Source organism: Acidovorax sp. (assembly GCF_046294525.1).
GTDB lineage: Bacteria > Pseudomonadota > Gammaproteobacteria > Burkholderiales > Burkholderiaceae_C > Acidovorax.
Genome location: NZ_JBKBKQ010000028.1, coordinates 25114 through 38182, shown reverse-complemented (window position 1 = coordinate 38182; position 13069 = coordinate 25114). Strand labels below are relative to the sequence as shown.

General features: G+C 64.0%; 10 protein-coding genes. 6 read left to right on the top strand and 4 right to left on the bottom strand.

Features of this window, described 5'->3' with window-relative positions:
* Nucleotides 1–90: 90 nt before the first annotated feature.
* The 4 genes from ACK4HJ_RS19640 to ugpB all read right to left on the bottom strand — a co-directional run bounded on the left by ACK4HJ_RS19640 (nt 91) and on the right by ugpB (nt 4477).
* On the bottom strand, nt 91–1098 hold the full coding sequence (locus tag ACK4HJ_RS19640; RefSeq protein WP_409834689.1) for a sn-glycerol-3-phosphate import ATP-binding protein UgpC: 1008 nt from the start codon (nt 1096–1098) through the stop codon (nt 91–93).
* A 60-nt stretch (nt 1099–1158) separates the two neighbouring features.
* Entirely contained in the window at nt 1159–2010 is an 852-nt protein-coding gene (gene ugpE / locus ACK4HJ_RS19635) for a sn-glycerol-3-phosphate ABC transporter permease UgpE (RefSeq protein WP_409834687.1), read from the bottom strand.
* A 146-nt stretch (nt 2011–2156) separates the two neighbouring features.
* Entirely contained in the window at nt 2157–3038 is an 882-nt protein-coding gene (gene ugpA, locus ACK4HJ_RS19630; protein ID WP_409834685.1) for a sn-glycerol-3-phosphate ABC transporter permease UgpA, read from the bottom strand.
* A 128-nt stretch (nt 3039–3166) separates the two neighbouring features.
* The gene (ugpB, locus tag ACK4HJ_RS19625; RefSeq protein WP_409834684.1) at nt 3167–4477 is read right to left on the bottom strand and encodes a sn-glycerol-3-phosphate ABC transporter substrate-binding protein UgpB; all 1311 of its coding nucleotides are present in this window, start codon (nt 4475–4477) and stop codon (nt 3167–3169) included.
* A 320-nt stretch (nt 4478–4797) separates the two neighbouring features.
* Between ugpB and serA the strand changes: the two genes are divergently transcribed.
* The 6 genes from serA (at nt 4798) to ACK4HJ_RS19595 (ending at nt 13024) form a co-directional block, all read left to right on the top strand.
* The gene (gene serA, locus ACK4HJ_RS19620) at nt 4798–6027 is read left to right on the top strand and encodes a phosphoglycerate dehydrogenase (RefSeq protein WP_409834683.1); all 1230 of its coding nucleotides are present in this window, start codon (nt 4798–4800) and stop codon (nt 6025–6027) included.
* 189 nt (nt 6028–6216) lie between these two features.
* Entirely contained in the window at nt 6217–10134 is a 3918-nt protein-coding gene (locus ACK4HJ_RS19615; protein WP_409834681.1) for a DUF3683 domain-containing protein, read from the top strand.
* The gene (locus ACK4HJ_RS19610) at nt 10134–10586 is read left to right on the top strand and encodes an HIT family protein (RefSeq protein WP_409834680.1); all 453 of its coding nucleotides are present in this window, start codon (nt 10134–10136) and stop codon (nt 10584–10586) included. Before ACK4HJ_RS19615 ends, ACK4HJ_RS19610 begins: the two co-directional genes overlap by 1 nt.
* Before the next feature lie 33 nt (nt 10587–10619).
* Nucleotides 10620–11042: a gamma-butyrobetaine hydroxylase-like domain-containing protein gene (locus ACK4HJ_RS19605; protein WP_409834678.1), complete on the top strand. Its 423-nt coding sequence runs from the start codon at nt 10620–10622 to the stop codon at nt 11040–11042.
* A gap of 197 nt (nt 11043–11239) precedes the next feature.
* Complete coding sequence (gene ubiE, locus ACK4HJ_RS19600; protein WP_409834676.1) at nt 11240–11971, top strand: bifunctional demethylmenaquinone methyltransferase/2-methoxy-6-polyprenyl-1,4-benzoquinol methylase UbiE; 732 nt, start codon at nt 11240–11242, stop codon at nt 11969–11971.
* 36 nt (nt 11972–12007) lie between these two features.
* Nucleotides 12008–13024 (top strand): Tim44 domain-containing protein, encoded by a 1017-nt coding sequence (locus ACK4HJ_RS19595; protein WP_409834674.1) that lies wholly within the window; start codon nt 12008–12010, stop codon nt 13022–13024.
* The last annotated feature ends 45 nt before the right edge of the window (nt 13025–13069 follow it).

Sequence of the window (13069 nt, the reverse complement as noted above, 5' to 3'; positions counted from 1 at the left end):
GGGCGTCGTCTCCTCTTTTCCTCTTCCCGCTTCGCGCTTCGCACAGCGATGCGCGCGGAGGGGAAAGGAGCGAAACGCCTCACGGGGATGTCACATCCTCTTTCCCGTCGTTGCGTCAAACGCATGCAGGCGGTCGGCGCGCGGCGCGACGTGGATCACCGTGTCTGGCGCCGGGGCGTGTGTGCCTTCTTCCACGCGCACGATGATCTGCTCTCCGTTGATGCGGCCGTAGATCAGGCGCTCGGCGCCCAGCAGTTCCACCGTCTCCACGGTCACCGACCAGCCGTCGCCGGTCGTCACGTCCAGGTGCTCGGGGCGGATGCCCAGGATGGTGCCGGGCTGCACGCCGGGCGCGTTCTTGAGCAGGTTCATGGGGGGAGAGCCGATGAAGCTGGCCACGAAGGTGGAGGCGGGCGTGTGATAGACCTCTTCGGGCGTGCCGAACTGTTCCATGTTGCCGGCGTTCATCACGATCATGCGCTCGGCCAGCGTCATGGCCTCGACCTGATCGTGCGTCACGAACAGGCTGGTGATGCCCAGCTCGCGGTGCAGTTTCTGGATTTCCAGGCGGGTCTGTGCGCGCAGCTTGGCGTCCAGGTTGGACAGCGGCTCGTCGAACAAAAACACCTGCGGCTGGCGCACGATGGCGCGGCCCATGGCCACACGCTGGCGCTGGCCGCCGGACAGCTCGCGAGGCTTGCGTTCCAGCAAGTGCGACAGCTCCAGGATCTTGGCGGCCTTGTCCACGCGTCGCTGGATTTCGTCCTTGGGCACCTTGGCGATCTTCAGGCCGTAAGCCATGTTTTCGTAGTTCGTCATGTGCGGGTACAGCGCGTAGTTCTGGAACACCATCGCGATGTCGCGCTGGGCCGGTTCCAGGTTGTTGACCACACGGTCGCCAATGCGCAGTTCGCCGCCAGAGATTTCCTCAAGGCCGGCCACCATGCGCAGCAGGGTGGACTTGCCGCAGCCCGAGGGGCCGACGATGACGATGAACTCACCGTCCTTGACCTCGGCGTTCACGCCGTGGATGACCTGGTTGGCCTTGGGGCCCACGCCGTAGCGCTTGATGATGTTGCGAAGGGAAATGGATGCCATGATGCAATGAATTTGATAGCTGGCAGCGCTTGACTGGTAAGCGCTGCAAGGGTTTTTGACTTATTTTTCGGTATCAACCAGACCTTTGACGAACCAGCGCTGCATAAGCACCACGACCAGCGCGGGCGGCAGCATGGCCAGAAGGGCGGTGGCCATCACGATGTTCCATTCGTTGCCGGAGTCGCCGCCGGCGATCATGCGTTTGATGCCGATCACCACGGGGTACATGTCTTCCGATGTGGTCACCAGCAGAGGCCACAGGTACTGGTTCCAGCCGTAGATGAACTGGATCACGAAGAGCGCGGCAATCGACGTGCGCGACAGCGGCACCAGGATGTCCTTGAAGAAGCGCATGGGGCCGGCTCCGTCCACGCGCGCGGCTTCCACCAGTTCGTCAGGCACCGTGAGGAAGAACTGCCGGAACAGGAAGGTCGCCGTGGCCGACGCGATCAGCGGCACCGTGAGGCCCGCATAGCTGTTGAGCATGCCCAGGTCCGACACCACCTGGTACGTGGGGCCGATGCGCACTTCCACCGGCAGCATCAGCGTGATGAAGATCAGCCAGAAGCAGATGCCCTTGAACGGAAAGCGGAAGTACACGATGGCGAACGCCGACAGCAGCGAGATCGCGATCTTGCCCACGGTGATGACGATGGCTGTGATGAAGCTCACCCACATCATGCGGGCCACCGGCGCGGTGGAGCCCGCGCCAGTGCCGCCGCCAAACAGCGTGTCGTGGTAGGTCTGCCAGAAGTTGCTGCCGGGCAGCATGGGCATGGGAGCCTGCACGATGTCCTGCGCGGTGTGGGTGGACGCCACGAAAGCCAGGTACAGCGGGAAGCCGACGATGATCACGCCCAGCACCATGATCAGGTGCGAGAACGCGGTGAGGTAGGGACTACGTTCAACCATTGGAATCTTTCAGGATCGAAGCATGGCTCACGGCGGTTGCAAAGAGCGCGCCGCTGGCGAGGGCCGCCGAGCAAGGGCCGCCCCGCCGTGAGGGCGGCGTCCCCCTGGGGGGGGAAGGCGCGAAGCGACTCAGGGGGTGCTTCATATCAATATTGAACTTTCTTTTCTACGTAGCGGAACTGGATGACGGTGAGCGCCACCACGATCACCATGAGCACCACCGACTGCGCAGCCGAGCCGCCCATGTCCATGGCCTTGAAGCCGTCGTGGTAGACCTTGTAGACCAGGATGGCGGTGTCGCGCCCCGGGCCGCCCTGCGTGGTGGCGTCCACGATGGCGAAGGTGTCAAAGAAGGCGTACACGACGTTGATCACCAGCAGGAAGAAGGTGGTGGGCGACAGCAGCGGAAACTGGATGCTCCAGAACCGGCGCCAGGGGCCCGCCCCATCGATCGCAGCCGCTTCGATCAGCGACTTCGGGATCGACTGCAGCCCTGCCAGGAAGAACAGGAAGTTGTAGGAGATCTGCTTCCACACCGCGGCAATCACGATCAACGTCATCGCGTGGTCTGAGTTGAGCATGTGGTTCCAGTCAAAACCAGCCTGGCGCAGCATGTAGGCCACCACGCCCAGCGATGGCGAGAACATGAACATCCACAGCACGCCCGCGACGGCGGGGGCCACGGCGTAGGGCAGCAGCAGCGCTGTCTTGTATGCCAGCGCGCCCTTGATGATGCGGTCGGCAAAGATGGCCAGCACCAGCGACAGGCTGATGCCGATCACGGCCACCAGGATGGAGAAGACCGCCGTGGTCTTGAAGGAGGCGAGGTAGCCCGGGTCCTCGAACAGGTGCTTGAAGTTTTCAAAGCCCACCCATTCCTTGGAGAAGCCGAAGGTGTCCTGCTGCTGGAACGACTGCACCAGCGCCTGGCCGGCGGGCCAGAAAAAGAAGACGCTGATGATGGCCAGCTGCGGCGCCAGAAGCACCCACGGCATCCATGCAGAGCGAAAAAGAACGCGTTTTTCCATGTCGAAACTCTCAAAAAGAAAACCCCGCCGCCCCGTGAACCACTCTGGTGGTTGACGGGGCGGCGGGCTTTCGATGCACGCCCGCTAGGTTGCGGGCAGGGCACGAACAGATTTTCGGCAGTGCTTGCTTACTTGTTGGCGCGGGCGAAACGGGCCAGTTGCTCGTTGCCACGGGTCACGGCGGTGTCCAGGGCTTCCTTCACAGACTTCTTGCCAGACCAGATTTGCTCGGTTTCCTCGTCGATGATGGCTCGGATCTGCACGAAGTTGCCCAGGCGGATGCCGCGCGACTTGTCGGTGGCCTTCTTGATCATCTGCGTCACGGCCACGTCGGTGCCGGGGTTCTTCTCATAGAAGCCCGATGCCTCCGTCAGCTTGTAGGCGCCCATGGTCACAGGCAGGTAACCCGTGCGCTGGTGGCTGGCGGCCTGCACGCGCGAGTCGTTCAGGAAGTTCAGGAAGTCGGCCACGCCCTTGTACTCGTCGGCCTTCTTGCCGGCCATCACCCACAGGCTGGCGCCGCCGATAGCGGTGTTCTGCGGTGCGCCCTGCACGTCAGAGTAGTAGGGCAGGGTGGAGATGCCGTAGGCGAACTTGGCTTCCTTGGACACGCGCGCATACAGGCCCGACGAGCCGGTGATCATGGCGCACTCGCCCGAGGGGAACGATGCGTCCGCTGCGTTGCCGCGGCCCTTGTAGACGAAGCTGCCTTCCTTGGAGGCCTTGGCCAGATTTTCGAAGTGGCGCACGTGCAGAGGGGTATTAATCTGCAGCTGAGCGTCGTTGCCGTCAAAGCCGTTGTTCTTGGATGCGAACAGCGTGTTGTGCCACAGCGAGAAGCTTTCCAGTTGCGTCCAGCTGATCCAGCTGGTAGTGAACGGGCAGCTGTGGCCGCTGGCCTTGAGCTTGGAGGCGGCGGCAAACACTTCGGGCCAGGTCTTGGGCGGCTTGTCGGCGTCCAGGCCCGCCTTCTTGAAGGCATCCTTGTTGTAGTAGAAGATGGTGGTGGAGCTGTTGAGCGGGTAGCTCAGCATCTGGCCGTTGGGTGCGGTGTAGTAGCCGGCTACGGCCGACACGTACTCGGACGGGGTGAACTTGAAACCCGCGTCGTTCAGCACCTTGGCGGCCGGCACGATGGCGCCCTTGCTGGCCATCATGGTGGCGGTGCCCACTTCGAACACCTGCAGGATGTGCGGCGCGTTGCCGGCGCGGAAGGCGGCAATCGCGCCTGTCATGGATTCGTCATACGTGCCCTTGTAGGTGGGTACGACTTTGTATTTGGTCTGGCTGGCGTTGTATTGCTTGGCCAGGTCGTTGACCCATTCGCCGAGCGCAGCGCTCATGGAATGCCACCACTGAATCTCCACTTGCTGCGCCTGGGCGGGCGCGGTGAGCGACAGGGCGATGGCGGCAGAAAGCGCCAGATGCTTGATTTGCATGAATGTTCCTCCAAGGATGACGAAATGCACAAAGGCCGGATGCTAGGCCGACGTTGTGACAGTGGCGTGTCGTTGTCGCATGGCACCCCGTGTGTAACAACCGGGGAAACCCCTTGAGGTGCCTGCAAGGGGTGCGATTGTGACTCTTTTGTGACAAGCGCGGAGGGATTTACCGAGCGCTGCAAGGTTTTGTGCGTTGCACCAAGCTTGGTGCATAGTGGTGCAGGCCACTTGCCCGGGCCGCCAAGGTTGTAACAGCGCCCCCGCCATCTGCCTTTACTCCCGTTTCTCTCTCCTTCTTTCCAACCCCCCTCACTGCCATGGTCAACAACTCGCTGGACAAGAACAAGATCAAGTTTCTGTTGCTGGAGGGCATCCATCCTTCCGCGGTGGATGTGCTGCGCGGGTCCGGCTACACGCAAATCGAGACCGTGTCCGGCGCGCTGCCGGACGAGGAACTCAAGCGCAAGATTGCGGACGTGCACTTCGTTGGCATCCGTTCACGCACCCAACTCACCGAAGAGGTGTTTGCGCACGCCCACAAGCTTGTGGCCGTGGGCTGCTTTTGCATTGGCACCAACCAGGTGGACCTGAACGCGGCGCGCGAACGCGGCATTGCCGTGTTCAACGCGCCGTATTCCAACACCCGCTCCGTGGCGGAACTGGTGCTGGCCGAGGCCATCCTGTTGTTGCGCGGCATCCCCGAGAAAAATGCAGTGGCCCACCGCGGCGGCTGGCTCAAGAGTGCGGACAACGCCTACGAGATCCGCGGCAAGACGCTGGGCATCGTGGGCTATGGCTCCATCGGCACGCAGCTGTCGGTGCTGGCCGAGGCGCTGGGTATGCACGTGGCCTTCTTTGATGTGGTCAACAAGCTGCCCCTGGGCAATGCGCGCCAGGTGCCGCGCCTGCACGACCTGCTGGCGCAAAGCGACATCGTGAGCCTGCATGTGCCCGAGCTGCCCTCCACCGAAGGCATGATCGGCGCGGCCGAGATTGCCGCGATGAAGCCCGGCGGCATCCTTATCAACGCCGCGCGCGGCACGGTGGTGGATGTCGAAGCACTGGCCGAAGCCCTGCGCGCCAAGAAGCTGCTGGGCGCGGCCATCGACGTGTTCCCCGTGGAGCCGCGCACCAACAAGGATGAGTTCCAGTCTCCACTGCGCGGGCTCGACAACGTCATCCTGACGCCGCACATCGGCGGCTCCACCATGGAGGCGCAGGCCAACATCGGCCTGGAAGTGGCTGAAAAACTGGTGAAGTACAGCGACAACGGCACCAGCACCTCGTCGGTCAATTTCCCCGAGGTGGCGCTGCCCGCCCACCCGGGGAAACACCGCATCCTGCACATCCACCGCAACGTGCCCGGGGTGCTGTCCGAGATCAACCAGATCTTTTCGGACAACCACATCAACATCTCCGCCCAGTATCTGCAGACCAACGAAAAGATCGGCTACGTAGTGATCGACATCGACGCCGCCTCGTCGGATTTGGCGCTGGACAAGCTGGCCCGGGTCAGCGGCACGCTGCGCAGCCGGGTGCTGTTCTAGTGCGCTCCTAAAAATGTAGCTTCTTACACAGGTGGTTCAAGCGCTGGAGGCATTTTTAATTTGATCTTTTGCTGGCGCGCCGTTCGTGGGGCGCCCGGCGCAACGTCGCTCCCGGTGCGCCGGGAGGGCGTGGCTTAAAATTCCGGCCCCAAGGCACGCGGGCGCCTCGCGCCCACCCAGGTTGATCCTATGAATGTTCCGATAGCGTTGGCTGCCCTGCAAGCGCAGGCTGCCGAGCCCGCCCGTCTGCGCGAGATTCCCTACAACTACACCTCGTTCTCGGACCGCGAGATCGTGATCCGCCTGCTGGGGTCTGCCTCCTGGGACGTGCTGGACCAGCTGCGCAAGGAGCGCCGCACGGGCCGTTCGGCCCGCATGTTGTACGAGGTGCTGGGCGATATCTGGGTCGTGCAGCGCAACCCGTACCTGCAGGACGACCTGCTCGACAACCCGGGCCGCCGCAAGCTGCTGGTGGAGGCGCTGAACCACCGCCTGGGCGAAATCGAAAAGCGCCGCACCCCCGCCGATGATGCCGGGCGTGACCGCCTGGTGGGCGAGCTGGTGGTGGCCGCGCGCCGTGCCGTGGCCGATTTCAACGCCACCTTCGAGCAGGCGGCGCAGCTGCGCCGCCAGGTCCGCAAGACGCTGGGGCGCCTCACGGCCAAGGACAACATCAAGTTCGATGGCCTCTCGCGCGTAAGCCACGTGACCGACGCGACCGATTGGCGCGTGGAGTATCCGTTTGTGGTGCTCACCCCCGACACCGAGGCCGAGATGGCCGGTCTGGTCAAGGGCTGCATCGAACTGGGCCTGACGATCATCCCGCGAGGGGGCGGCACCGGCTACACCGGCGGCGCGATTCCGCTGACGTGGAAGAGCGTGGTCATCAACACCGAAAAGCTCGAAGCCATGACCGAGGTGGAGATGCGCCGCCTGCCGGGCATGGACAGCGAGGTGGGCACGGTGTGGACGGAAGCCGGCGTGGTGACCCAGCGCGTGGCCGATGCGGCCGAGCGTGCTGGCTTTGTGTTTGCCGTGGACCCGACCAGCGCCGAGGCCAGCTGCATCGGCGGCAACATCGCCATGAACGCCGGCGGCAAGAAGGCCGTGCTGTGGGGCACCGCGCTCGACAACCTGGCCAGCTGGCGCATGGTGACGCCCGACGCGCAGTGGCTCGAAGTGACGCGCCTGGACCACAACATGGGCAAGATCCATGACGTGGAAGTGGCCACGTTCGAGCTGCAGTATTTCGAGGCCGACGGCAAGACGTCCGTGCGCACCGAAACGCTGGCCATCCCCGGCAAGACCTTCCGCAAGGAAGGCCTGGGCAAGGACGTAACGGACAAGTTCCTCTCGGGGCTGCCTGGTATTCAGAAAGAAGGCTGCGATGGCCTTATCACCAGTGCGCGCTGGGTGGTGCACCGCATGCCCGAGCACACGCGCACCGTGTGCCTGGAGTTCTTTGGCAACGCCAAGGACGCCGTGCCTTCGATTGTGGAAATCAAGGACTTCATGTTTGCCGAGCAAAAGCGCAGTGGCGTGCTGCTCGCCGGCCTGGAGCACCTGGACGACCGCTACCTGAAGGCCGTGGGTTACGCCACCAAGAGCAAGAAGGGCAATGGCGGCCTGCCCAAGATGGTGCTGATCGGCGACATCGCCGGCGACAACGCCGACGACGTGGCCCGCGTGACCAGCGAGGTCGTGCGCCTGGCCAACACCCGCAGCGGCGAAGGCTTTGTGGCCATCACGGCCGATGCGCGCAAGAAATTCTGGGCTGACCGCAAGAAGACGGCCGCCATCAGCCGCCACACCAACGCCTTCAAGATCAACGAAGACGTGGTGATTCCGCTGCCGCGCATGGCCGAGTACACCGACGGCATCGAGCGCATCAACATCGAACTGAGCCTGCGCAACAAGCTCAAGCTGTGCGACGCGCTGACCGAGTTTTTTGAACGCGGCAACCTCCCCCTGGGCAAACACGACGCGGACGACGAAGTGCCGTCTCCCGAGCTGCTGCAAGAGCGCGTGGGCCGCGCCATCGAGCTGGTGGAAGAGGTGCGGGCGCTTTGGCAGGGCTGGCTGAACGACGTGGAAACGCTGTGCCCCCAGCTGCAGGACCACACCCTGCGCGCCAGCTGGAAGACCCAGCTGCGCGCACCGCTGCAGGCCATCTTCACGGGCGCGGCCTTCAAGCCCATCCTGGACGAGGCCGTCGCCATCCACAAGCGCGTGCTCAAGGGCCGCGTGTGGGTGGCGCTGCACATGCATGCAGGTGACGGCAACGTGCACACCAACCTGCCGGTCAACAGCGACGACTACGAAATGCTGCAGACCGCCCACGAGGCTGTGGCCCGCATCATGGTGCTGGCGCGCAGCCTCAACGGCGTGATCTCCGGCGAGCACGGCATTGGGATCACCAAGCTGGAGTTTTTGACCGACGACGAGCTGCGCCCGTTTGCGGACTACAAACGCAGGGTGGACCCGGAAGGCCGATTCAATAAAGGCAAGCTGCTACGAAATCAGGAGCTATCAGCGCTTGATGGACAAGCGCTAGAGGCCAAAAAGGCATCAAATTCTGCGCTGTTGCATGCCGATCTGACCAATGCCTACACGCCCAGCTTCGGCCTGATGGGGCACGAGTCGCTGATCATGCAGCAGAGCGACATCGGTGCGATTGCCGACAGCGTGAAGGACTGCCTACGCTGCGGCAAGTGCAAGCCCGTGTGCTCCACGCACGTGCCGCGCGCCAACCTGCTGTACAGCCCGCGCAACAAGATCCTGGCGACGTCGCTGCTGGTCGAAGCCTTCCTGTACGAAGAGCAGACGCGCCGCGGCGTGAGCATCAAGCACTGGCAGGAATTTGAAGACGTGGCCGACCACTGCACGGTGTGCCACAAGTGCGAGAGCCCCTGCCCGGTGAAGATCGACTTCGGCGACGTCACCATGAACATGCGCAACCTGCTGCGCAAGATGGGCAAGAAGAGCTTCCGCCCCGGCAACAAGCTGGCCATGGCCATGCTCAACGCCACCAACCCCGACACCATCAAGCTCATGCGCGGCGCGATGGTGGACGTGGGCTTCAAGGCCCAGCGCGCCGTGGTGGACCTGGCCCGCGCCGTGGGCCGCCGCCAGACGGCCAAGCCGCCCGCCACCGTGGGCACCGCGCCCATCAAGGAGCAGGTGATCCACTTCGTCAACAAAAAGCTGCCCGGCGGCCTGCCCAAGAAGACCGCGCGCGCGTTGCTCGACATCGAGAACAAGGACTACGTGCCCATCATCCGCAACCCGGCCACCACCACGGCCGAGACGGAGGCGGTGTTCTACTTTCCCGGCTGCGGGTCGGAGCGCTTGTTCTCGCAGGTGGGCCTCGCGACCCAGGCGATGCTCTGGCATGCGGGCGTGCAGACCGTGCTGCCACCGGGTTACCTGTGCTGCGGCTACCCGCAGCGCGGCAGCGGCCAGTTCGACAAGGCCGAGAAGATGATCACGGACAACCGCGTGCTTTTCCACCGTGTTGCCAACACGCTCAACTACCTGGACATCAAGACCGTGGTGGTGAGCTGCGGCACCTGCTATGACCAGCTGCAGGGCTACGAATTCGGCAAGATCTTCCCCGGCAGCCGCATCATCGACATCCACGAGTACCTGCTGGAGAAGGGCATCACCCTGCAGGGCAAGGGCGCCTACCTGTACCACGAGCCCTGCCACAACCCCATGAAGCTGCAGGACTCGGTCAAGACCGTGAAAGCGCTGGTGGGCGAGCAGGTCTTGAAGAGCGACCGCTGCTGCGGCGAATCGGGCACGCTGGGCGTGACCCGGCCGGACGTGTCCACGCAGGTGCGCTTTCGCAAGGAAGAAGAGATCCGCAAAGGCGAAGCCAAGCTGCGCGAAAGCGGCGCTGTTGCGGCGACGGACAACGTGAAGATCCTCACCAGCTGCCCCAGCTGCCTGCAGGGCCTGAACCGCTACCAGGACGACCTGCAGAACGGCTTGCTCGAAGCCGACTACATCGTTGTCGAGATGGCGCGCGAGATTCTGGGCGAGAACTGGATGCCCGAGTATGTCGAGCGCGCCAACGGCGGCGGCATCGAGCGGGTGCTGGTCTGATGGCCGAGGTGGCGTGCCCCCTGTGCGCTGAAGACGGCGGTGCGCTGGTCTGGCGCGGGCAAAGCCTGCGCGTCATCCGCGCGAATGAGGCGGGCTTCCCCGCGTTCTACCGCGTGGTGTGGAACGCCCACGTGGCCGAATTCTCGGACCTTTCCGCCGCCGAGCGCGCCCACTGCATGGACGCCGTGACGGTGGTGGAACAGGCCCTGCGCGAGCATCTGGCGCCCGCCAAAATCAACATTGCGGCGCTGGGCAACATGGTGCCGCACCTGCATTGGCATGTGATAGCGCGGTTTGCGTGGGACAGCCACTTCCCTTCGCCCGTGTGGGCATCCGCCCAGCGGCCCAGCCCGGTGGAGCAGGAAGACGCGGTGCGCGCGCGGCTGCCGGCGCTGGAAGCCGTGTTGCCGCAACGGCTTGCGGCGCTGATGCTGCCAGCAACTGTGATCTGAGCTTTACGACATCGTTTCTTACAGGGGATTTCCATGGCAGGTTTGAAAGCAGGCGCGCCCACACCGCAAGCACTCACGGTGCACGAGGCCTCGCGCGTGCTGGAGGTCGGGTTTTCCGACGGCGCCACGTTCCGCATTCCGTTCGAACTGATGCGCGTGTACTCGCCGTCGGCCGAGGTGCAGGGCCACGGCCCCGGCCAGGAAGTGCTGCAGACCGGCAAGCGCAATGTGGCCCTGGTCAACCTGGAGCCCGTGGGCAACTACGCCGTCAAGCCCACCTTCTCCGACGGCCACGACAGCGGCATCTTCACCTGGGACTACCTCTATGAACTGGGGCAGCAGCAGGAAGCCTTGTGGTCCAGGTACGCCGAACGTCTGGCGGCCGCCGGCGTGGACCGCGACGCGCCCATGGTGACCAAGGGTGGCGCGGGCGGCCACGGCTGCGGCGGGCATTGACCGGGGGCCGCCCACAAGGGTGCTTCAGTAGCCCTGTTCACCAATGTGCTATTGAAAAGGGAGCTGCCAGCGCAATATGGATGAGCGCTGGCGCCCCTTTTTGTCTGAAATAGCGTTGTCCTAATTGCGACACAAGCCCCATTTCGGTGCGGGGTTGTCGCTGTACCTCTGGCGCTCGCGCGCCTAGCATGAAACTTATGAGCACGACCCACTTTGGTTTTCAGTCGGTGGATGAACAGGACAAGGCGCGCCACGTGCGCGGCGTGTTCGATTCCGTCGCCTCCAAGTACGACGTGATGAACGACCTGATGTCGGCGGGCCTGCACCGCGCGTGGAAGGCATACACCGTGATGGTGGCCAACCTGCGCGAAGGCAGCCAGGTGCTGGACATCGCGGGCGGGACGGGCGACCTGGCCATGGCGTTTGCCAAGAAGGTGGGCGCGTCGGGCCGCGTGGTGCACACCGACATCAACGAAGCCATGCTGCGCGTGGGACGCGACCGCCTCATCGATGCGGGCGTGGTGCTGCCCACGCTGGTCTGCGATGCCGAGAAGCTGCCGTTCCCTGACGCGCATTTCGACGTGGTGAGCGTGGCCTTTGGCCTGCGGAACATGACACACAAGGACCAGGCGATTGCCGAGATGTGCCGCGTGCTCAAGCCCGGCGGCAAGCTGCTGGTGCTGGAGTTTTCGAAGGTGGCCAAGCCGCTGGAGAAGGCCTACGACTGGTATTCGTTCAAGGTGCTGCCGCGCCTGGGCAAGCTGGTGGCGGGCGACGACGCCAGCTACCGCTATCTGGCCGAGTCGATCCGCATGCACCCGGGGCAGGAAGAACTCAAAAGCCTGATGCAAAAAAATGGCTTTGGGCATGTGGACTATCACAACATGACTGGCGGCATCGTGGCTTTGCATGTTGGAATCAAGTGCTGAGTGCTTCACTCGGCGATTAACGGAGACGGAGAAGTCATGATGAAACTGTGGTCTGTGGTGTTGGTGGCGATGCTGGCGTTTGCGCATGCAGATGCGGATGCACGCCGCATGGGTGGCGGCAAGTCGGTGGGCAAGCAGTCGAGCAATGTGACCCAGCGCGACGCCGCCACGCCCCCGGCAGCGCCGGGTGCTCCCGCACAAAACGCAACCAATGCAGCGGCTGCCAAGCCGGCCACTGCAGCAGCAGCTCCTGCGGCGGCTGCGGCCAAGAAGCCCTGGGGCGCCATGCTGGGCGGCCTGGCTGCCGGCCTGGGCCTGGCCTGGCTGGCGCACTCGCTGGGCATGGGCGAAGGCTTTGCCAACATCCTGATGATGGTGCTGCTGGCGGTGGCTGCCTTTGCGATCTTCAAGATGGTGATGCGTGCCCGCCAGGGTGGCGGTAACACGGCCGGCGGTGCGCCGCTGGCCTTCCAGGGTGCAGGCGGCGCGGCAGCCGCGGCGCAGGTGCCCCCTCAGTACAGCCCCAACAACGTGGGCAACGACGCATCGGCCCGCCCCTGGGAGCGCAGCAGCATGGCGTTTGACGCGTCGCGCCAGGCGCCCGGCGGCCAGGTGGGCACTGGCGTGGTGATCGGCTCGGGGCTGGCTGGTTCGCAGAACTGGGGCATTCCGGAAGGCTTTGACACCGAGGGCTTCCTGTCTGCTGCCAAACGCAACTTCGTGACCTTGCAAGCCGCGTGGGACCGCTCGGACATCAGCACGTTGCGCTCCATGATGACCGACAACATGCTGGACGAAATCCGCACCCAGCTGGCCGAGCGTGAAGCCCATCGCGGCGCACAGCCCAACCACACCGATGTGGTCATGATCGAAGCACAGCTGCTGGGCATCGAAGACCTGGGCGACGGCTACATGGCCAGCGTCGAGTTCTCCGGCATGATCCGCGAGGAACTCTCGGCCGGCCCGAGCCCCTTCCGCGAAGTGTGGAACATGACCAAGTCCAAGTCGGGCAGCAGCGGCTGGCTGGTGGCTGGCGTGCAAGCGCTGCAGTAACGCAAAAGCCCCAGTTTTGGGGGCTTCACAGTTCAGGGAATAATC